The sequence below is a fragment of the Streptomyces sp. NPDC028289 genome, assembly GCF_055565975.1.
The window spans coordinates 107,300-128,019 of the sequence record NZ_JBVHTI010000012.1; the positions used below are offsets into that span (position 1 = coordinate 107,300).

Here is a 20,720-nt window from a genome sequence, read left to right on the forward strand (position 1 = left end):
ATTCCGACAGGGGAGCGCCACAGCGCTGAGAGTGCGGCAACCGGGCCGCAGACCCTCTGAACCTCGCCCAGGTCATTCTGGGTAGGAAGTTCGGTCATCACTCAAGCTGTTGCGCCCTGCCCGCACACCGCGGGCAGGGCCGCGTCTCTTCCTGGTCAACCCCAGGAGGAAAACACCAGTGCACACAAGGACCTTCTTGGCCGCGGCCGTCGGGCTCGGTCTCGTCACGCTGTCCGCGTGCTCGTCGTCGTCGGGTTCCGACGCCGATTCCAAGACCGTCACTCTGGTCAGCCACGACTCGTGGGCCGTCTCCAAGAACGTGCTCCAGGACTTCGAGAAGCAGTCCGGCTACAAGGTCAGGGTCCTCAAGGACGGTGACGCCGGGCAGGCCGTCAACAAGGCGATCCTGACCAAGGACAACCCGCAGGGCGACGTCTTCTTCGGCGTCGACAACACCCTGCTCTCCAGGGCCCTCGACAACGGTCTCTTCCAGCCGTACCGGGCGAAGGGGCTCGGCACGGTCGGCACGGCTTACCAGCTCGACGCGGACAGGCACCGGGTGACGCCCATCGACTACGGGGACATCTGCGTCAACTACGACAAGGCGTACTTCAGCAAGCACAAGCTGACCCCGCCGACCTCGTACGCCGACCTCGTCAAGCCGCAGTACAAGAACCTCCTCGTCACCGAGAACGCGTCCACCTCCTCGCCGGGGCTGGGATTCCTGCTGGGGAGCGCGGCTCAGTACGGCGACGACGGCTGGCAGGACTACTGGAAGAAGCTCAAGGCCAACGGCGTCAAGGTCGTCGACGGCTGGGAGCAGGCCTACAACGAGGAGTTCTCCGGCTCGGCCGGCGGCAAGAAGGCCGGCGGCGACCGGCCGCTCGTCGTGTCGTACGCCTCCTCGCCGCCCGCCGAGGTCATCTACGCCGACCCGAAGCCGAGCACCGCGCCCACCGGGGTCGCGACCGGCACCTGCTTCCGGCAGATCGAGTTCGCGGGGCTGCTGAGCAACGCGGGGAACACCAAGGGCGGCAAGGCCCTCATCGACTTCCTGGTCTCCAAGGAGTTCCAGGAGGACATGCCGCTGAACATGTTCGTGTACCCGGTGGTGAAGGGGGCGAGCGTGCCTGCCGAGTTCACGAAGTACGGGCCCGCAGCCCAGGACCCCGAGACCATGGCGCCCGACAAGATCGCCGCCAACCGTGACCAGTGGGTCAAGACGTGGACGTCACTCGTACTGAAGTAGCCGCGCACAAGGGCCGTTCGGGGAGCGCGGCGCGGCTCGGACTGATGTTCGTGCCGGTCGCGTTCTTCGCCGTCTTCTTCGCCTGGCCGGTCGCGGCGATCGTCACGCGCGGGCTGAGGGTGGACGGGGTGTGGCGGTTCGGGCGGATCGCCGACGTCGTCGGCCAGTCCGACATCCGGCACGTGCTCTGGTTCACCACCTGGCAGGCGCTCGCCTCCACCGCGCTCACCCTGCTGGCCGCGCTGCCCGCCGCCTACGTCTTCGCCCGCCTCGACTTCCCGGGCAAGCAGGTGCTGCGGGCCGTGGTGACGGTGCCCTTCGTGCTGCCGACGGTCGTGGTGGGCACCGCGTTCCTCGCGCTCGTCGGGCGGGGCGGCCTGCTGGACGAGTTGTGGGGCGTACGGCTGGACACCACCGTCTGGGCCATCCTGCTGGCGCACGTCTTCTTCAACTACGCGGTCGTCGTACGGACCGTGGGCGGGCTGTGGGCCCAGCTGGACCCGCGGCAGGAGGAGGCCGCCCGGATGCTCGGCGTCTCACCCCTGGGCGCCTGGCGGAGGGTCACCCTGCCCGCGCTCGCGCCCGCCGTGGCCGCCGCCGCGCTGATGGTCTTCCTGTTCACCTTCACGTCCTTCGGCGTGGTGCAGATCCTTGGCGGGCCGACGTTCTCCACCCTCGAGGTGGAGATCTACCGGCAGACCTCCGAGATCTTCGACCTCTCCACGGCCGCCGTCCTCACCCTCGTGCAGTTCGCCGCGGTCGGCGCGATCCTCGCCGTGCACGCGTGGACGGTACGGCGGCGGGAGAGCGCGCTCAGGCTGGTGGACCCGGCGGTGACGGCCCGCCGGCCGCGCGGGGCCGGGCAGTGGGCGCTGCTCGGCGGGGTCCTCGCCACCATCGCCGTCCTCCTCGTGCTGCCGCTGGCCGTGCTGGTACGGCGGTCGCTGGACGGCGGGTTCGGGTACTACCGGGCGCTGGGCGACGCCGACGGCGGGACCTTCCTGGTCGCGCCGATCGAGTCGGTCGTCAACTCGCTGCAGTACGCAGTCGTCGCCACCGCCGTCGCCGTGGTGATCGGCGCTCTCGCCGCCGCCGCGCTGGCCCGGCGGGACGCGGGGCGCCTCGTACGGGGGTTCGACGCGCTGCTGATGCTGCCCCTCGGGGTGTCCGCCGTGACCGTCGGCTTCGGGTTCCTGATCGCGCTCGACAAGCCGCCGCTGGACCTGCGCCAGTCCTGGATCCTCGTCCCGCTCGCGCAGGCGCTGGTCGGCGTCCCCTTCGTCGTACGGACCATGCTGCCCGTGCTGCGGGCCGTGGACGAGCGGCTGCGGGAGGCGGCGGCCGTGCTGGGGGCCTCGCCCTGGCGGGTGTGGCGGGAGGTCGATCTGCCGTTGGTGCGGCGGGCGCTGCTGATCGCGGCGGGCTTCGCGTTCGCGGTGTCGCTGGGGGAGTTCGGGGCGACGGTGTTCATCGCGCGGCCGGACAACCCGACCCTGCCGGTCGCCGTGGCCCGGCTGCTGTCCCGTCCCGGTGATCTCAACTACGGCCAGGCGATGGCCCTTTCCGCGATTCTGATGGTGGTGTGCGCGGTGGCGCTGCTGGTCCTCGAGCGGCTGCGGACCGACCGGACGGGGGAGTTCTGATGCCGCTTCTCGAACTGGAGCAGGCGACGGTGCGGTTCGGCGGGCGGGCCGTGCTCGACACCGTCGGCCTGGAGGTGGCCGAGCACGAGGTGGTGTGCGTGCTCGGGCCGAGCGGGAGCGGCAAGTCGACGCTGCTGCGGGCGGTTGCCGGGCTGCAACGGCTCGACTCCGGGCGGGTGTCGCTCGACGGACATGACCAGGCGCGGGTGGCGGCGCACCAGCGGGGGGTCGGGCTCATGTTCCAGGATCATCAGCTGTTCCCGCAGCGGGACGTGGGCGGGAACGTGGCCTTCGGGCTTCGGATGCGTGGCGCCGGGAAGGCGCAACAGGCCGAGAGGGTGGCTGAGTTGCTGGAGCTGGTGGGGCTCCCGGGTGCGGCCAGGCGGGCCGTCGCCGGGCTCTCCGGCGGTGAGCAGCAGCGGGTGGCGCTCGCGCGGGCGCTGGCGCCCCGGCCCCGGCTGCTGATGCTCGACGAACCGCTGGGGCAGCTCGACCGCTCGCTGCGGGAGCGGCTCGTGGTCGAACTCCGCGAGCTGTTCGGGAGGTTGGGCACCACCGTGCTGGCGGTGACGCACGACCAGGGCGAGGCGTTCGCGCTGGCCGACCGTGTGGTGGTGATGCGGGACGGTCGGATCGCCCAGTCCGGCACGCCACTTGAGGTCTGGCAGCGGCCCGCGGACGAGTTCGTGGCCCGCTTCCTCGGCTTCGGCAACGTGGTCCCGGCGACCGTGGAGGAGGCGGTCGCGGTCACGCCGTGGGGGAAGCTGCCGGTGCCCGAGGGTTCGGCGCAGGGCCCGCGGACGCTGCTGGTGCGGCCGGCGGGGGTACGGCTCGTCGCCCCCGACGCGGGGCTGCCCTGCACGGTGGCCGCCCGCACCTTCCAGGGCACCCATGTCACCGTCCACCTCCAGCCCGCGGACGGGCCCCGGCTGGAAGCGGCCTGCGCACTGCGGGAGGCGCCGGAGGCCGGGGACGCGGTGGGTGTCGAGTTCGACGCGGCGGAGACCGTCGTACTGGACTGACCGCGTGCGCGGGTACGGCCGAGGCCCGCCCCCCGGGGATACGGGGACGGGCCTCGACGATGTACGGGTGAGAGGCGCGTCAGTTGCCGCTGTGCGCCCCACGACGGCGCATGCCGAACCAGACGGCTCCACCGCCGACCACCACGAGCGCGGCGGCGATACCGGCGATCAGGCCGGTGTTGGAGTTGGCACCGGTCTCGGCGAGGTTCGACTCACCGACGGCCGGGGAGGGAGCGTTGTCCGACGTGCCGGCCGGGGCGGTGGTGCTGTCCGTGGCCGACGGGGTCGGGGAGTCCGACTCGGCCGGGGTGGTCTCGGACGCCGACGGCGACGGGGTGGTCGAGCCCGAGGGGGAGGGGCTGGAGCTCTCCGTGGACTTGCACGCCGTCGACGGGGTCGTCAGGTTGGGCGTGATGTCCGTGTCGATCTGGATCTTGCCACTGTCGACCTTGACGTGGACGCGGTACGTCGCGTCGGGCGCCCAGTCCTCGGAGAAGGTGATCTTCTTGCCTGCCTTGGAGCCCTTGACGGTCTGGGCGTCACCGACCTGCTTCGCGTCGGCACCGTTGCTCTCGAGGAAGACGGTGATGGTGGCCGGAGTACCTGAGGCGTCCTGGTCGGTGACCGTGATGACACCGTTGGAGCCGTCGCAGGTGGCTTCGGCGGAGAACTCGGAGATGTTGCACGCGAAGGCGCTGCTGGAGACGCCCAGGGCCAGCGCGGCCGACGCGGAGGCAACACCCAGGATGCGCACGGAACGACGTGCACTGCGGCGGGATATGGACACGTTTGTCCTTACTGAGTGCATAACTGCGGGGGGTAAAGAGGGAATTGACGCGACGACGGGGTGAGGCATCAGAATCCCCAAGAGGCTCACAGGTCTATAAGCGCTCCGTAAGTAGTGTCAATGCATATGCGGTCCACAGGCGTTGACTTTACCTGCTCATTAATCGCTGAGACGTTTCAGCGCCTGTGAAGCTTGCTCGATCCGGTCAACCAGGGCGATACGGGACGCCATCGCGCGCTCCCCCGCGAGCGAGGTCAGCAGCTGCCAGGCCGGCAGTTTCTCGCTCCAGTGCGCCTCGTTCACGAGCACCATCGGGGTCGGCCCGCCGCGTGACTCGTAGTAGTTGGGCGTCGCGTTGTCGAAGATCTCCTGTACGGTCCCGGCGGCGCCCGGCAGGAACACCACTCCGGCGTTGGAGCGGGCCAGCAGGCCGTCCTCGCGGGTGGCGTTGGCGAAGTACTTGGCGATGTGCGCGGCGAAGGCGTTCGGCGGCTCGTGGCCGTAGAACCAGGTCGGGATGCCGACCGACGGGCCGCCCTCCGGCCAGCGCTCGCGGACCTCGAAGGCGGCGCGTGCCCAGTCGGTGACCGACGGCCGGAACGACGGTGCCTTGGCGAGGAGCTCCAGTGCCTCGTCCAGCATCCCGTCGTCGAAGGGCGCCGCGTACGCGCCCAGGTTCGCCGCCTCCATCGCGCCCGGCCCGCCGCCGGTCGCCACCGTGAACCCGGCCCGCGCCAGTTCCCGGCCGAGCCGGGCGGCACCGGCGTACTCCGCCGTGCCGCGGGCCATCGCGTGCCCGCCCATCACGCCCACCACCCGGGCGCCGACGAGGAGTTCGTCCAGCGCGTCGGAGACCGCGTCGTCGTGGATCGAGCGCAGCATCGAGCCGAATATGTCGCCGTCCGCCCTGGTCTGCTGGAACCAGGCGTACGAGCGGGCGTCCGGGGTCGCCTCGTACCCCGCGTCGAGCGAGTCGAAGAGCTCGCCGGGCGTGTAGACGAAGGCGCGGTAGGGATCGAAGGGGAGGTCCGGGACCGGCGGGAACACCAGCGCGCCGGACGCGCCGGCCCGGGCGGCGGCCTCGGGGGACATCGGGCAGCCGAGGAAGACGGCGCCGGTGGTGTCGGTGGTCAGCAGGGCGTCCGTACGGTCCGTCAGATCGACGGCCTGGATCCGGTACTGGGCGAGCGTGCCGTGCGCGGCGACGACCTCGTCGAACTCGGCGAGGGACTCGATCTCACGGTCGCGGGCGGCCCGGTGCGGCTGGGCGGGACGGGGCTGCGCGGAGGACGGCTGGGCGGGTGTCGGATGCACCCGCCCACTCTAGGTGTCAGCCCTGCACCGCCGCCGGGTCCATCCACACGACCTCCCAGCTGTGGCCGTCGAGGTCCTCGAAGGACCGGCCGTACATGAAGCCCTGGTCCTGGACGTCGTCGTTCGCCGTGCCGCCGGCCGCGACCGCCTTCCCCACCAGCTCGTCGACCTTCTCGCGGCTCTCCGCGCTCAGGCAGATCAGCACCTCGCTGGTCTTCGTCGAGTCGGCGATCTCCTTCTTCGTGAAGTCGGCGTAGCGCTGCTTGCTCAGCAGCATGGCGATGATCGTGTCGCTGATCACGACACAGGAGCAGTCGTCGGTGCTGAACTGCGGGTTGATCGAGTAGCCGAGCTCCGTGAAGAACTTCCGCGATGCGGCGACGTCGTTGGTGGCCAGGTTCACGAAGATCATCTGCTGGTACATGGGGTCTCTCCCTCGGGTGTCGTGCCGTTCGTGGGGGTAGACCGGGGGACGCGGCGAAAGTCATCGCCGGGTCCGGATCTTTTCGTACGGCCTTTCCTCGTACGGCCTTTCAGCGTGCGAGCGGGAGTGCGGCGAGCTCCGCGATCAGCAGGGTGAGCGGGCCGAAGAGGACCAGCAGGGCGCCGGTGCGCAGGGCCGCCGCGCTGCGCAGTACGGTCGCCGGGGCGCCGAGGCGGAGCAGGGCCGCGGTGATGTCGGCGCGGTACTGGCGGGCCTCGACGGCGGCGGTGGCGAGGGTGGCGACCGTGCAGCCGGCCACCACGAGGCCGCCGAGGGCGGTGAGGGGGCCGAAGGCGGGGGCGTTGCCGGCGTCGCCGTAGAGGGCGGTGGCCGCGACGGCCGCCGACGCCACCGCGCAGACGACACCGAGGGGGCGGCCGATGCGGGTGGCTTCCGCCATCAGGACGCGGCCGGCGAGGAGGCGGCGGGCGCCGGGGCGGACGGCCTGGAGGAGGCGGCCGCAGAGGTGGGTGAGGCCGGGGGCGGCGAGGATCAGGCCGAGGGCGGTGAGAGCCCAGCCTGCGAGGACGCCGACGGGGCCGCCGGCCAGGCCGCCGGGGAGGGGGGTGTGCGGGGCGGTGTCGGTGACGCCGGCGTAGGACTCCACGGCGAGGCCGGCGGCGAGGACGGCGATGCCCCAGGGGAGGCCGGGGGGTGAGGTGGCGGGGAGGTCGGGGAGCGGGGCCGGGGTTTCCTCGCTGTGGTCGGCTGGGCCGGGGGTGGGCGGGGTGTCGCTTACCGGCGCTTGCAGGGTGCCGTCCGCGCCCACCCGTGCCGCCCCAGCGGCACGACTGCCCGCGGGTTGAAGCGGTGGCTGGGGGGCGTCCGTGGCGTGGAGCATTGGTTGGGGGGCGTCCGCGGCGTGCAGCCGTGGCTGGGGGGCGGACGCGGGTTGAGTGGATGTGAGTGGTGGGCGGGTGGTGGGCGTCGGGCCGCGGAAGAAGCGGGCGCCGAAGCGGCCGTAGGCGCCGAAGGTTTCGGGTTTCGCTGTTCGGTCGTAGGCGCCGAAGCGGCCGTGGATGCGGGAGCGGGTGCCGGGGTGGGGCAGGTCGCGGGGGCGGAGGGTGAGGGCGACCGTTGCGGAGGCGAGGACCGGGAGGACGGTCAGGAGGGTCAGGGCCGCCGGGACGGGCAGGGACCTGTCCGCGGCCAGGAAGTCCTTCGCCGCGCCGTCGAAGGGCATGCCCGTGAGGTCGCCGCGCAGGTGGAGGAAGACCAGGAGGGCCAGCAGGGAGCCCAGGGCGCAGGCGAGGGCCGTGTTGAGGGCGGCGAGGGCCATCAGGCGGGCCGGGCCCAGGCCGAAGGCGGAGAGACCGGAGCGCGGCTTGGCGCCGGGGTCGGTGCGGGCCACCGCGACCGCGAGGTACACCGTGCTGGCGAGCGGGATCGCGCACCAGGACAGGCGCAGGAGAGCTGCCGTCGAGTGGGTCGGGTGGGTCAGCGCGTAGCCGAGGGCGGACAGCAGCAGGAAACCCGTGCCGGCGGCCGCCGCGGCCACCAGGAGGCGGCGCAGGTGGACGGCCGGGTGGGCGGCGCGGGTCAGGCGGAGAGCGAGCACTCGGCCCGGCCTTCCGTCTCGGGGACCGGTGGCAGGTGGACGGTGTTCACCCGGCGGCCGTCCAGGAGGTCGACCTTGCGGTCGGCGAGGGCCGCCGTCTCCGCGTCGTGCGTGGCGAGGACGACCGTGATGCCGTGCGAGCGGGCCGCCGTGGTGAGGGTACGCAGGACGTGGGCGCGGTCGGCGCGGTGCAGCGGGGCCGTCGGCTCGTCGGCGAAGAGGACCGTGGGCGCGGGGGCGAGGGCGCGGGCGATGGAGACGCGCTGGCGTTCGGCCTGCTGGAGTTCGCCCGGGTGCCTGCGGGCCTTGTCGCCGACGTCGAGGCGCTCCAGCCACTCCAGCGCGGCCACCTTGGCCCGGCGGCGGCCGGTGCCGCGCAGCATCAGGGGCAGGGCGGTGTTCTCCCAGACGTTCAGCTCGGGGACGAGGGCCGGGGCCGGGTCGATCCAGCCGAAGCGGTCGCGGCGCAGCCGCTCGCGGGCGGACGGGCCCATCCGGTGCACGGCCTTGCTGTTGAACCAGACCTCGCCGCCCTGCGCCGGGACCAGACCGGCCAGGCACCTCAGCAGCGTCGTCTTGCCGCTGCCGCGCGGGCCGCTGACGGCGAGGATCTCGCCCTCCCGCACGCCCAGCGAGATGCCGGTGATGCCCGGTGAGCCGTCCGGGTGGCTGAAGTGCAGGGCGCGTGCCCACAGCACGTCGTTGTCCGGCGGGGCCTCCATGGGCGTACACCTCGGTTCTGATCCGTTTTGCCGTGCCTTCCCACGTCCGGGGGAACGAAGGCTGGGCCGATCGGTCACGTGCACGCTAGGCAGATCCACGGGCGGAGCCCGGACAGCACGCGGCCCCGGGCCGCCGTTCTCACTCGAACGGGCGGCGCCGGGGCCGGGTCGGACCGCTGACGCGAAGATCAGAGCTTCGTCCACGCCTCCGTGAGGGTGGCGCGCAGGATCTGCTCGATCTCGTCGAAGGTCTCCTGGTTGGAGATCAGCGGCGGCGCGAGCTGGACGACCGGGTCGCCGCGGTCGTCGGCACGGCAGTACAGGCCGTTCTCGAACAGGGCCTTCGAGAGGAAGCCGTACAGGACGCGCTCGGTCTCCTCGTCGTTGAAGGACTCCTTGGTCGCCTTGTCCTTGACCAGCTCGATGCCGTAGAAGAAGCCGTTGCCGCGGACGTCGCCGACGATCGGCAGGTCGTGCAGCTTCTGCAGGGTGGAGAGGAAGGCGCCCTCGTGGTCCAGGACGTGCTGGTTGAGGTTCTCGCGCTCGAACAGGTCGAGGTTGGCGAGGCCGACCGCCGCGGAGACCGGGTGGCCGCCGAAGGTGTAGCCGTGCAGGAAGGTGTTGTCGCCCTTGTAGAACGGCTCGGCGACGCGGTCGGAGACGATGCACGCGCCGATCGGGGAGTAGCCCGAGGTCATGCCCTTGGCGCAGGTGATCATGTCCGGGACGTAGCCGAACTTGTCACAGGCGAACATCGTGCCCAGGCGGCCGAAGGCGCAGATGACCTCGTCGGAGACCAGGAGCACGTCGTACTGGTCGCAGATCTCGCGCACGCGCTGGAAGTAGCCGGGCGGGGGCGGGAAGCAGCCGCCCGCGTTCTGGACCGGCTCCAGGAAGACCGCGGCGACGGTGTCGGGGCCCTCGAAGAGGATCTGCTGCTCGATCTGGTCGGCGGCCCAGCGGCCGAAGGCCTCCGGGTCGTCGCCGTGGATCGGGGCGCGGTAGATGTTGGTGTTCGGGACCTTGTGGGCACCGGGGACGAGGGGCTCGAAGGGAGCCTTCAGCGCCGGCAGACCGGTGATCGACAGGGCGCCCTGCGGGGTGCCGTGGTAGGCGACCGCGCGGGAGATGACCTTGTACTTGGTCGGCTTGCCCTGCAGCTTGAAGTACTGCTTGGCGAGCTTCCAGGCGGTCTCGACGGCCTCGCCGCCGCCGGTGGTGAAGAAGACCTTGTTCAGGTCGCCGGGGGCGTGGTCGGCCAGCCGCTCCGCGAGCTCGACGGCCTTCGGGTGGGCGTACGACCACACCGGGAAGAACGCCAGCTCCTGGGCCTGCTTGAACGCGGTCTCGGCGAGTTCGGTGCGGCCGTGACCGGCCTGGACCACGAACAGACCGGCGAGACCGTCGAGGTAGCGCTTGCCCTTGTCGTCGTAGATGTAGGTGCCCTCGCCCCGGACGATGGTCGGGACGGGCGAGTTCTCGTACGAGGACATGCGGGTGAAGTGCATCCACAGGTGGTCGTACGCGATGCGGCTGAGGTCCTTCTGGGTCACGGTTATCGGGTTCCCCACATGTAGGTCTGCTTCTTCAGCTTCAGGTAGACGAAGCTTTCGGTGGAGCGCACGCCGGGCAGGGCCCGGATGCGTTTGTTGATGACGTCCAGCAGGTGGTCGTCGTCCTCGCAGACGATCTCCGCGAGGATGTCGAACGAGCCCGCGGTCATCACCACGTACTCGACTTCCGACATGGCGCTCAGCGCATCCGCGATCGACTCGACATCGCCCTCGACGTTGATGCCGACCATCGCCTGCCGGCGGAAGCCCACGGTGAGCGGGTCCGTGACGGCGACGATCTGCATGACGCCCTGGTCCAGCAGCTTCTGGACGCGCTGGCGCACGGCCGCCTCCGACAGGCCGACGGCCTTGCCGATCGCGGCGTACGGACGGCGGCCGTCCTCCTGGAGCTGCTGGATGATGGCGAGGGAGACGGCGTCCAACTGGGGAGTGCCGTTCCTGGACTCGCGGGACGAGTCCCTCTGGTCTGCGCTTCGACTGGCCACGACCTCACTGTGCACGACGTCTCGACGGTTCCGCAAGGCCGTATCGATGAAATTCGTTGTTTGAGGCGCCGTGGATTGCGGATTTCGCAGACGCGGCGGCCGTGGGGGTGTTGAAAACGTGGGATCTCGGATTACTGTGGGTGTCTCAGTGATTGGACACCCGAACTTGGAGGGCCGGCAGTGAGCACCGAGCTGCGTCGTCTGCGCAATTACATCGACGGTGAGTTCCGGGACGCCGCCGACGGGCGGACCACCGAGGTGGTCAACCCCGCGACCGGCGAGGCGTACGCCACCGCCCCGCTGTCCGGGGAGGCCGACGTCGACGCGGCGATGGCGGCCGCGGCCGCGGCCTTCCCGGGCTGGCGCGACACCACGCCCGCCGAGCGTCAGAAGGCCCTGCTGAAGATCGCGGACGCGTTCGAGGAGCGAGCCGAGGAACTCATCGCGGCGGAGGTGGAGAACACCGGCAAGCCGACCGGGCTCACCCGCTCCGAGGAGATCCCGCCGATGGTCGACCAGATCCGGTTCTTCGCCGGTGCGGCCCGGATGCTGGAGGGCCGCTCGGCCGGCGAGTACATGGAGGGGATGACCTCCATCGTCCGCCGCGAGCCGGTCGGCGTCTGCGCGCAGGTCGCGCCGTGGAACTACCCGATGATGATGGCCGTGTGGAAGTTCGCCCCGGCGATCGCCGCGGGCAACACGGTGGTCCTCAAGCCGTCGGACACCACCCCGGCGTCGACCGTCCTGATGGCCGAGATCATCGGCGGGATCCTGCCGAAGGGCGTCTTCAACGTCGTCACGGGCGACCGTGACACCGGCCGCCTGATGGTCGAGCACTCCGTCCCGGCCATGGCCTCCATCACCGGCTCCGTGCGCGCCGGCATGCAGGTCGCCGAGTCCGCGTCCAAGGACCTCAAGCGGGTCCACCTGGAGCTGGGCGGCAAGGCGCCGGTCGTCGTCTTCGAGGACACCGACATCGCCAAGGCCGTCGAGGACATCTCCGTCGCGGGCTTCTTCAACGCGGGACAGGACTGTACGGCGGCGACCCGGGTCCTCGTCCAGGAGTCCATCCACGACGAGTTCGTGGCCGCGCTCGCGAAGGCCGCGGCCGAGACGAAGACCGGGCAGCCGGACGACGAGGACGTGCTGTTCGGGCCGCTGAACAACCCGAACCAGCTCAAGCAGGTCTCCGGCTTCATCGAGCGGCTCCCCGCCCACGCCAAGGTCGAGACCGGCGGGCAGCGGGTCGGTGACAAGGGGTACTTCTACGCGCCGACCGTCGTCTCCGGCGTCAAGCAGGACGACGAGATCATCCAGAAGGAGGTCTTCGGGCCGGTCATCACCGTCCAGTCCTTCTCGGACGAGGAGCAGGCCGTCGAGTGGGCCAACGGCGTCGAGTACGCCCTCGCGTCCTCGGTGTGGACCAAGGACCACGGGCGGGCGATGCGGATGTCCAAGAAGCTGGACTTCGGCTGCGTGTGGATCAACACGCACATCCCGCTGGTCGCGGAGATGCCGCACGGCGGCTTCAAGAAGTCCGGGTACGGCAAGGACCTGTCCGGGTACGGGTTCGAGGACTACACGCGGATCAAGCATGTGATGACGTCGCTGGACGCGTAGGTCGCAGGTCGGGTGCGGGTGCGTGGGGGCTGGTCGCGCAGTTCCTCCCCCAGCCTTCGGCCGGGGGTACCCCCAGCGCCCCTTGCACGGGCGTTGCGCTGCCCGGGGTCGGGAAGTCCCCCGGGCAGCGCTCTGCTGTAAGGCCGTGTTGACCTGGGTCATCGACAAGGTGTCGGGTCCGTGTCAGGTGGCTCGACGCAGCGTCGATTGCCCGGTGAGGGGCGGGCGCGACATTCTTCAGGTGTGCCCCAGACTTCTTCCCGGACGTCCGCGCTCTCCCGTCGCTCCCTGCTGCGCGCGCTCGGCGGCACCGCCGCGCTCGGCGCGCTGGCGGGCTGCGGGGTGCCCGCCGCCTACGTCAAGGCCGGCGACCGCGCCGTGACCGACCTGTCCGCCAGGGACCACAGGCTGGTCTTCGCGAACTGGCCGCTGTACATCGACGTGGACGACGACAACCCGAACAAGAGGCCCACCCTCGACGCCTTCGGGAAGAGCACCGGGATCTCCGTCGACTACATCGAGGAGATCAACGACAACGACGAGTTCTTCGGCAAGATCAGCCCCGCGCTGATGAACCACCAGTCCACCGGCCGCGACCTGATCGTCATCAGCGACTGGATGTGCGCGCGGTTCGTCCGCCTGGGCTGGGTCCAGAAGATGGACCGAGCCCACCAGCCCAACGTGGCGAAGTACCTGGACCCGCTGCTCCGCTCGCCCGCCTTCGACCCGGGCCGCCTCTCCACCGTGCCGTGGCAGTCGGGCATCACCGGCATCGCGTACAACCGCAGGAAGCTGGGCCGCGAGGTCCGGCACGTCAAGGATCTGTGGGCGAGCGACCTCAAGGGGCGGGTGACCCTGCTCTCCGGTCTCGACGAGGCCTTCGCGCTGCTCATGCAGGGCAACGGCGTGGACATCACCAAGTGGACGGCCGACGACTTCTACGCCGTCTGCGACGAGGTGCAGCAGCAGGTCGACCGGGGCCAGATCCGCCGCTTCACCGGCAACGACTACACCAAGGACCTGGTCAGCGGGGACGTCCTGGCCTGCCAGGCCTACTCCGGCGACGTCATCCAGCTCCAGGCCGACAACCCCGACATCCGCTTCGTCGTCCCCGAGGAGGGCGCGGAGCTCTGGTCCGACTCCCTGATGATCCCGGACCGCGCCGCCCACAAGTCCAACGCCGAACGCCTCGTCGACTACTACTACGAGCCGGAGGTCGCCGCCGAACTGGCGGCCTGGGTCAACTACGTCTGCCCCGTCCCGGCCGCCCGGCAGGTCCTCGCCGACTCCAAGGACAAGGACACCGCGGCCCTCGCCGACAACCCCCTGATCTTCCCCAACACGGCGATGCGCAAGCGCCTCGCGATCGCCCGGGACATCACGTCGACGGAACGGGTCGAGTTCGCCAAGCGGTGGAACGGGATCGTGGGGTTGTAGGGGCGGGCCGTGGTGTTTGTGTGACGAGGATTTTCAGTCGGCACAAAAGAGGGATGGTTGGCACCGAGATCACTTGGCGTTCTCGCAGGTGACGGTGCATCACCTCAACGCACGTGGCTCGGGCCGCGTTCGATTGGTCCCGGGGGTATGGAACTCCGGGGTTCATGCCGCTGTCGGTGGTGATCGGCGGCTGGTCCCAGGCAAGACTCATCTGTGCACCGGCCTCCGCTCGTGCCGTGGCCACGAGGGTCGCGTAGGGGCCCGCGACGGCTGATGCCTCTGTCTGGAGCCACGCCTGGTGGAAGGCCGTGCGTGCCGGCAAGCCGCTGATCTCGTCGGTGAGCTGTTGTCTTACGGCGGACGAGGATTTGGGGCGGCGCCGTATGCGGTACGGCATCTCCAGGTACTCCTCGCCCGCAGCTCACGTCCAGCCGCCGTCCGTCGCTTGTGCCGTCGCGATGACCGCCACGCACCATCCTCCGGCATGACGTGAGGCGCAGGCCTGTCGATAGTCCACCGAGCAGCTCATAGACAGGTGGGTCCATCGAGATCGCCGCGATCGCGCAGACCAGAAAGACGAGAGCACGCTCCCGCCCTCAGGGACGCAGCCGACGGACCTCCACACCGGCGCCGAAGGCATTCATGCCGTAAGCGTATGGACCGGCCCGAACGAGCACGTCATGCCACGGCCGTCGCCGGAGTGGTCGCACAGCGTTCTCTCGGCCGATTCCCGGCCCGCTGACCTCGTCCTCTCATCTTCTGTCGCAAGGATCGGCGACGTACCCCGCCGCCAGTCGGCGGAGGGACTGACAGCGGACTCCCCGTCAGTTCCCAGCTTCCTCCCCGCGTTTCCCCTGTCGCACAGGTCAGAGTCGACCAGTGCGCCGCCAGGACGTGGGCGTGCGCGGGAGCCGCCCCCACCGACCCCCATCCCTCGAGGAACCCATGACGCAGACAACCAGTGGCTTGCGTACGGCCCGGAGTTTCCAGCCGCCGACACTGGCCGACGCCGCGGACCCGGCCGCGACCCGCACGCCGACCGTCGAGATCGTCATCCCGGTCTACAACGAGGAACGCGCGCTGCCCGGCTGCATCCGCACCCTGCACGCGCGGTTGCGTGACGAGCTGCCGTACCCCTGGCGGATCACCGTGGCCGACAACGCCAGTGTCGACGGGACCCTCGACGTGGCCCGGGAACTCTCCGACGAACTGCCTGGCGTCGGTTTTGTCCACCTCGAACGCAAAGGACGAGGCCTCGCGCTGCGCACCGTCTGGGGCACGAGCGACGCCGAGATCGTCGTCTATATGGACGTCGACCTGTCCACCGGCCTGGACGGGCTGCTGCCGCTCATCGCCCCGCTCGCCAGCGGCCACTCCGACCTTGCCATCGGCAGCCGCCTCGCCCCCGGCGCCCGAACCGTGCGCGGCCCGCGCCGGGAGTTGATCTCCCGCTGCTACAACGCCTTGATCCGGGTCACCCACGGCGCCCGCTTCAGCGACGCGCAGTGCGGGTTCAAGGCCGCCCGCACCGAGGCGCTGCGTCCGCTGCTGTCGAAGACCGAGGACGACGCCTGGTTCTTCGACACCGAACTGCTGCTGCTCGCCGAGCACAACGGACTGCGTATCCACGAGGTCCCCGTCGACTGGGTGGAGGACGTCGACACCCGGGTGGACGTCGTCGGCACCGCGACCGACGATCTCAAGGGCCTGTGGCGGATGGCCCGGCTCAAGGCGTCCGGTGCCGCGCGCGTCCCCGTTCCGGCCCGCCCGCAACCGGCCGCCGAGCACCCCGACGCGGTCCTGGCCCCGGACGCGGCCCGCTCCCAACTCGCCTGGCAGATCGGCTGCTTCGTCCTCATCGGCATCGCCTCGACCCTTGGGCAGGCCCTGCTCTACTGGCTGCTGCGGGACTGGTGGCAGCCCGCCGCGGCCAACTTCGTCTCCCTGCTCGTGCTCACACTCCTCAACACCGAGGCCAACCGCCGGCTCACCTTCCGCTACTCCGCGGACGGCGTCGGCGCCGGACGCGTCCACCTGGGCGCCGGCGCACTGTTCGTCGTGGGCTACCTCATCACCTCGGCCGCCGTCCTGGTCTTCCGCGACGCCGTGCCCGGTGCGTCGGCGGCCGCCGAGACGCTCGTGTTGGCCGTTTCCTCCGTCCTGGTGACCGGCATTCGCTTCCTGGTACTGCGGCTGGCCGTGTTCCGCCGCGCGTCCTGATCCCCCTCCCCGAGACCCGAGAGCGAATCTCCCCGTGACACACACCACCGAGGCGCCTTCGGGCACCGCTACGCGCCTTCCCGGCATCGGCCGAGCCCTGCCACGCTGGGCGGCCCCCGTCGCGCTGGGCGCGATCCTGCTGCTGTCCGCGCTGCTGTACGGCTGGGCGCTCGGCTCTCTCGGCTGGGGCAACAGCTACTACTCGGCCGCCGTGAAGTCCATGGGCCAGAGCTGGACGAACTTCCTGTTCGGCTCCTTCGACCCGGCCGGAGTGATCACGGTCGACAAGCCCCCGGCCGCGCTCTGGCCGCAGGTGATCAGCAGCAAGATCTTCGGCCTGCACGGCTGGGCACTGCTCCTGCCCCAGATGCTGGAGGGCGTCGCCGCGGTCTTCGTCCTGCACCGTGCGGTACGGCGCTGGGCGGGTGAGGGCGCGGCCCTCCTCGCCGCCCTCGTGATGACCCTGACCCCGATCACCGTGGCGATCAACCGGGACAACAACCCCGACACACTGCTGGTGCTCTTCCTGGTCAGCGCCGCGTACGCGCTCACGCGCGCTCTGCAGTCCGAGTCGGGCCGGCACGGTACGTGGTGGCTGTGCGTGAGCGGATTCCTGATCGGCTGCGGCTTCCTCACCAAGATGATGGCGGCCTGGATGGTACTGCCGGCGCTCGCCGCGGCCTGGCTGGTCGGCGCGACCGGCAGCTGGCTGTCACGGGTCGGTCGACTGCTGATCGCCGGTGCCGTGTGTGCCGTCTCCTCGCTGTGGTGGGTGGCGATGGTCGCCTGGTGGCCGGGCGACCGGCCGTACATCGGCGGCAGCACCGACGGCGGTGCCTGGAACCTGGTGACCGGCTACAACGGCCTCGGCAGGATCTTCGGTGCCAGCGCGGGCAGCGGTGGAATGGGAAACATCGGCGGCGCCTTCGGCGGTGAGGCCGGGCTGCTGCGGCTGTTCAACGACCAAGTGGCCGGCCAGATCAGCTGGCTGCTGCCGGTGAGCGCCCTGGCGCTGATCATCGCCGTGGTCGGGGCGGTACTGCGCCGGCGTGGCAGCAGCTCGGCGGGCGAGGCGTTGCCGGGCTCGGGATGGGTGCTGTGGGGGACCTGGCTGCTGGTGTGCGGTCTGGTGTTCTCCACCCAGGAAGGTACGTTCCATCCGTACTACACCACCCAACTCGCTCCTGCCGTCGCCGCGTTGACGGCAGGCCTCGTCACCGCACTGGTGCGGGCACACCGGGCGGGTGCCCGCTGGGCGCTGCCGGCGGGTGCCGGGACCGTGCTGCTGACCGTGATCTGGGCGGTAGTCGTCATGCGGCGGGTTCCGTCCTGGCACGGGTGGCTGGCCTGGATGGTGCTGGTGCTGGGGCTTTTCGCGGTGGGGCTCCTCGCAGCGGCGATACTGAAGCCGCGGCTCGCGGTGGCCGCCCTCGGCGGCGCGGTGCTGGCGATCCTGCTCGCACCGGGCGCGTGGGCCGTGAGCGTGCCGAGCGGATCCGGATCGGCGATGGGCGGCGCGAATCCGACGGCCGGACCGGTGACGATGTCCTTCGGTTCCGGGCGCGTGCCGGGCGGTGGCGGAGGCGGGAGCCTGCCTGAAGGGTTTGAGATGCCGGGCGGTGGCGGGGGCGGGAGCCTGCCCGAAGGCATTGAGATGCCGGAAGGCTTCGGTGACAGCGGCGGCCCGGGAGCAGGCTCAGGCGGGAGCGGTGCTCCGGGGTCGGGCCCCGGTGGCACGATGCCCTCGTTCCCGGGAACCGGCGGTGGATCAGGCGGCTTCAGCGGCCGCCCGGCAGGGCTCGGTGGAGCGGACCGGGGCACCAGCCTCACCTCCGACCAGCGCAAGATCCTCACCTATGCCACTGAGCACTCCAAGGGCGCTCGTATCACCCTCGCCGTCGATGGCGGAGCCACGGGAGCGGCTGCCTACATCCTGAACAGCGACGCCACGGTGATCGGCATGGGCGGCTTCCTCGGCACCGACAACGCCCCCTCCGTGCAGCAGCTGGACAAATGGACCAAGAACGGAGACCTGCGCTACGTACTCGCATCATCCGGCGGCATGGGCGCCCGGATGGGTGGCGAGAACAGCGCGGCTGCCAAGCGGTCGACCTGGATCAGCGACAACTGCACCAAGGTATCTGCCAAGGAGTACGGCGGCAGCACCAACGGGAGCGGCTCCGCCGCAGGCGGCATGATGGGCGGTATGAGCACAACCTTGTACGACTGCGTCGCCAAGACCCGTACCAACTAGCGGCCTCGGCAGAACGGACCACACAGCACCATGCCCGACCCGGCTGCCGCGCCCGCTCCGCACCGCCTCCTCGTGGTCGAGGACGACCCCAGCATCCGCATGCTGCTGGAGTCGGCGCTGCGGTTGTCCGGCTACGAGGTCTTCGGTGCCGCGAGCGGCCAGGAAGCACTGCGGGAGGTGGAGGAGTGCCGGCCGGGCCTGGTGCTCCTCGACATCATGCTCCCCGACCTGGACGGCCTCGAGGTCACCCGTAGGCTGCGGGCGGCCGGGGTCCGCACGCCGGTGCTGTTCCTCACGGCCCGCGGTGAGCTGGCCGACCGCATCGCGGGACTGAGCGCGGGCGGCGACGACTACGTGACCAAGCCGTTCAGCATCGAGGAGGTGCTCCTGCGTATCAGTGCCATCCTGCGCCGGACCTACCCGGAGCACCTGTCCGGCCCGGACGGCACCGACAGCGGGATCCTGCGCTTCGCCGACCTGGAGCTGGACGAGAACGCCCACGAAGTGCACCGGGCCGGCGAGTACATCCAACTGTCGCCGACCGAGTTCAACCTGCTCACCTATCTCCTGGAGAATCCCAACCGGGTGCTGAGCAAGACCAAGATCCTCAACCGGGTGTGGGGTTACGACTTCGCGGGCGACAGCCGCATCGTGGAGACGTACATCAAATACCTGCGCCGCAAGATCGACCGCATCGATCCACCCCTGCTGCACACCGTGCGCGGCGTCGGCTACTGCCTCAGGCTTCCCCAGGGTCACAGCGCGGGAGCCGACAAATGATCCGGCGTCGGTGGACCCTGCGCCCCCGCTCGCTGCGCGGCCGGCTGGTGTGGGGCGTGACCCTGCTGGCCGCGGCAGTGGTCCTGACCACGCAGGCCATCGGGGTCGCGGGGATGCACTCCTGGCTCCTGAACCGCGTCGACCAGCAGCTCACCGAATTCGCCCTCCCGGACCGGGCCTTCACACAACACCCCGACCCCGCTGTCCGACCCGTGCCGGACTCCGGGACCCTTCCATCGGACTTCCGGGTCACCTTCTACAACGCCTCGGGTGAGGAGCAGGGCACCCTCGGCGGCGGAAGCACGCCGGGCCCGAAGCTCGCCCGGTCCACGAGCGAGCTGCATCTGACGCGGGGACGGGAGACCACCGTCCCCGCCGAGTCGGGGGACGGCCAATGGCGGGTCCTGTGGCGCGCAGCCCCGACGCGCGGCACCACCTACGTGGTGGCCCTGCCACTCGACACGGTGGAAGGAGCCCTGTCGAAGCAACTGGCCCTCAACGCCATCGTCCTGGGCGCGGCCTTGGTCGGTCTGATCGCCATCGGCCGCACGGTCGTCCGCCTCGGCCTCCTGCCGCTGACCCGCATGGAGCACACCGCCCAGCGCATCACCGCCGGGGAACTCGGTCTACGGCTGCCCGACACCGACCCACGCACCGAGACCGGCCGCCTGGGCACCGTACTCAACGACATGCTCGACCGCCTCCAACAGGCTCTGCAGCAAGGGGAGTTCTCGGAGGCGCGACTGCGTCGGTTCGTCGCCGACGCCGGACACGAACTGCGTACCCCCCTCACCACCGTCCAGGGCTTCGCCCAGCTCGCCCTGCGCCACCCGGACCGCCCCGCCGAGCAACGCCGGGAGGGTGACGAACAGATCGCCCGCAATGCCGAGCGCATGAACCTCCTTGTCGACGACCTTCTGCTGCTCGCCAAACTCGACAAGCAGCCCGCCTACCGCAGCAACCCCGTCGACCTGCTGTCACTCGCGGCCGACGCGGTGAGCGCCGCGGCCGTGCGCGCGAACGGCGAGCACCGTGTGACGCTCAGCCCGCTCGACACGAGTACCGAGGACGCCGAACTGGAGGTCGTCGAGACGGTGGGCGATCCTGATCGCTTGCTCCAAGTCGTCAACAACCTCCTGTCCAACGCCCTCGTCCACACGCCTCCGGGCACCCCGGTCGACGTGCGCGTCGGTACTGCCTGGGCCGGAGCGATCACCGGCGGAACCGACCGGCCCGGCCGGACCAGCGCCTGCCCTCCCCTGACCGAGTCCGTGCCGATCGGCGTGATCGAGGTCGCCGACCAGGGTCCCGGACTTTCCTCACAGGAGGCCGAGCGGGTCTTCGAGCGCTTCTACCGGGTCGACCCCTCCCGCTCCCGTGACCGGGGCGGCAGCGGCCTCGGCCTCGCCATCGCGTCGGCGATCGCCCAGGGCCACGGCGGGCGCGTGGAACTGGACACCGGCGCGGGCGAGGGCTGCACCTTTCGGCTGGTTCTCCCACTGGCCCACGGCGTCCGGCACGCCTGAGAAAGCCGGCCGTGATCAGCGCGCAACACGCCGTGGGGAGCGGCG

The 20,720-nt window shown here is 70.6% G+C and carries 16 protein-coding genes; 9 read left to right on the forward strand and 7 right to left on the reverse strand.

Annotated features, from left to right (window positions below; all coding sequences use genetic code 11):
• Positions 1-178: 178 nt before the first annotated feature.
• Genes ACZ4UV_RS46960 through ACZ4UV_RS46970 form a run of 3 tightly spaced genes read left to right on the forward strand, consistent with a single transcriptional unit; the run spans position 179 to position 3,914 of the window.
• Positions 179-1,249: a thiamine ABC transporter substrate-binding protein gene (locus ACZ4UV_RS46960; RefSeq protein WP_451022474.1), complete on the forward strand. Its 1,071-nt coding sequence runs from the start codon at positions 179-181 to the stop codon at positions 1,247-1,249.
• A 44-nt stretch (positions 1,250-1,293) separates the two neighbouring features.
• Positions 1,294-2,892 carry an ABC transporter permease gene (locus ACZ4UV_RS46965; protein WP_451022475.1) on the forward strand — a complete coding sequence of 533 codons (1,599 nt, stop codon included), beginning with the start codon at positions 1,294-1,296 and terminating at the stop codon, positions 2,890-2,892.
• A complete protein-coding gene (locus tag ACZ4UV_RS46970; protein ID WP_467847681.1) occupies positions 2,892-3,914 on the forward strand; it encodes an ABC transporter ATP-binding protein in 1,023 nt (340 codons plus the stop codon). Before ACZ4UV_RS46965 ends, ACZ4UV_RS46970 begins: the two co-directional genes overlap by 1 nt.
• 79 nt (positions 3,915-3,993) lie before the next feature.
• Here the strand turns inward: ACZ4UV_RS46970 and ACZ4UV_RS46975 are convergent, their stop codons facing one another.
• From ACZ4UV_RS46975 to ACZ4UV_RS47005, 7 genes are all read right to left on the reverse strand, one after another.
• Positions 3,994-4,722 (reverse strand): LAETG motif-containing sortase-dependent surface protein, encoded by a 729-nt coding sequence (locus ACZ4UV_RS46975; protein ID WP_467847686.1) that lies wholly within the window; start codon positions 4,720-4,722, stop codon positions 3,994-3,996.
• A 138-nt stretch (positions 4,723-4,860) separates the two neighbouring features.
• Positions 4,861-6,015 (reverse strand): LOG family protein, encoded by a 1,155-nt coding sequence (locus tag ACZ4UV_RS46980; protein ID WP_451022472.1) that lies wholly within the window; start codon positions 6,013-6,015, stop codon positions 4,861-4,863.
• A gap of 16 nt (positions 6,016-6,031) precedes the next feature.
• On the reverse strand, positions 6,032-6,439 hold the full coding sequence (locus tag ACZ4UV_RS46985; protein WP_294011994.1) for a VOC family protein: 408 nt from the start codon (positions 6,437-6,439) through the stop codon (positions 6,032-6,034).
• A gap of 109 nt (positions 6,440-6,548) precedes the next feature.
• Complete coding sequence (locus tag ACZ4UV_RS46990) at positions 6,549-8,057, reverse strand: hypothetical protein (protein ID WP_467847691.1); 1,509 nt, start codon at positions 8,055-8,057, stop codon at positions 6,549-6,551.
• Positions 8,039-8,779: an ABC transporter ATP-binding protein gene (locus tag ACZ4UV_RS46995; RefSeq protein ID WP_451016984.1), complete on the reverse strand. Its 741-nt coding sequence runs from the start codon at positions 8,777-8,779 to the stop codon at positions 8,039-8,041. The genes ACZ4UV_RS46990 and ACZ4UV_RS46995 overlap by 19 nt, the downstream gene beginning before the upstream one ends.
• A gap of 188 nt (positions 8,780-8,967) precedes the next feature.
• Positions 8,968-10,350 (reverse strand): aspartate aminotransferase family protein, encoded by a 1,383-nt coding sequence (locus ACZ4UV_RS47000; protein WP_467847694.1) that lies wholly within the window; start codon positions 10,348-10,350, stop codon positions 8,968-8,970.
• Complete coding sequence (locus ACZ4UV_RS47005; RefSeq protein WP_351485096.1) at positions 10,335-10,853, reverse strand: Lrp/AsnC family transcriptional regulator; 519 nt, start codon at positions 10,851-10,853, stop codon at positions 10,335-10,337. The genes ACZ4UV_RS47000 and ACZ4UV_RS47005 overlap by 16 nt, the downstream gene beginning before the upstream one ends.
• A gap of 165 nt (positions 10,854-11,018) precedes the next feature.
• Here ACZ4UV_RS47005 and ACZ4UV_RS47010 point away from each other — a divergent pair, with 165 nt between their 5' ends.
• The 6 genes from ACZ4UV_RS47010 (at position 11,019) to ACZ4UV_RS47035 (ending at position 20,675) form a co-directional block, all read left to right on the forward strand.
• Complete coding sequence (locus tag ACZ4UV_RS47010; protein ID WP_451016983.1) at positions 11,019-12,458, forward strand: gamma-aminobutyraldehyde dehydrogenase; 1,440 nt, start codon at positions 11,019-11,021, stop codon at positions 12,456-12,458.
• A 243-nt stretch (positions 12,459-12,701) separates the two neighbouring features.
• Positions 12,702-13,895: an ABC transporter substrate-binding protein gene (locus ACZ4UV_RS47015; protein ID WP_467847697.1), complete on the forward strand. Its 1,194-nt coding sequence runs from the start codon at positions 12,702-12,704 to the stop codon at positions 13,893-13,895.
• 945 nt (positions 13,896-14,840) lie between these two features.
• Positions 14,841-16,115, forward strand: coding sequence for a bifunctional glycosyltransferase family 2/GtrA family protein (locus tag ACZ4UV_RS47020; protein WP_451016981.1), 1,275 nt, complete (start codon positions 14,841-14,843; stop codon positions 16,113-16,115).
• Positions 16,116-16,149: 34 nt separating this feature from the next.
• Positions 16,150-18,369, forward strand: coding sequence for a glycosyltransferase family 39 protein (locus ACZ4UV_RS47025; protein ID WP_467847699.1), 2,220 nt, complete (start codon positions 16,150-16,152; stop codon positions 18,367-18,369).
• Positions 18,370-18,399: 30 nt separating this feature from the next.
• Positions 18,400-19,149 carry a response regulator transcription factor gene (locus ACZ4UV_RS47030; RefSeq protein WP_467847702.1) on the forward strand — a complete coding sequence of 250 codons (750 nt, stop codon included), beginning with the start codon at positions 18,400-18,402 and terminating at the stop codon, positions 19,147-19,149.
• The gene (locus ACZ4UV_RS47035; RefSeq protein ID WP_451016978.1) at positions 19,146-20,675 is read left to right on the forward strand and encodes a sensor histidine kinase; all 1,530 of its coding nucleotides are present in this window, start codon (positions 19,146-19,148) and stop codon (positions 20,673-20,675) included. The genes ACZ4UV_RS47030 and ACZ4UV_RS47035 overlap by 4 nt, the downstream gene beginning before the upstream one ends.
• Positions 20,676-20,720 lie beyond the last annotated feature (45 nt).

Coding starts and splice junctions, on each gene's coding strand:
- ACZ4UV_RS46965 (WP_451022475.1), top strand. CDS start 1,294: ATGTTCGTGCCGGTCGCGTTCTTCGCCGTCTTCTTCGCCTGGCCGGTC.
- ACZ4UV_RS46975 (WP_467847686.1), bottom strand. CDS start 4,722: ATGCACTCAGTAAGGACAAACGTGTCCATATCCCGCCGCAGTGCACGT.
- ACZ4UV_RS46985 (WP_294011994.1), bottom strand. CDS start 6,439: ATGTACCAGCAGATGATCTTCGTGAACCTGGCCACCAACGACGTCGCC.
- ACZ4UV_RS47035 (WP_451016978.1), top strand. CDS start 19,146: ATGATCCGGCGTCGGTGGACCCTGCGCCCCCGCTCGCTGCGCGGCCGG.
- ACZ4UV_RS46995 (WP_451016984.1), bottom strand. CDS start 8,779: ATGGAGGCCCCGCCGGACAACGACGTGCTGTGGGCACGCGCCCTGCAC.
- ACZ4UV_RS47020 (WP_451016981.1), top strand. CDS start 14,841: ATGACGCAGACAACCAGTGGCTTGCGTACGGCCCGGAGTTTCCAGCCG.
- ACZ4UV_RS47030 (WP_467847702.1), top strand. CDS start 18,400: ATGCCCGACCCGGCTGCCGCGCCCGCTCCGCACCGCCTCCTCGTGGTC.
- ACZ4UV_RS46970 (WP_467847681.1), top strand. CDS start 2,892: ATGCCGCTTCTCGAACTGGAGCAGGCGACGGTGCGGTTCGGCGGGCGG.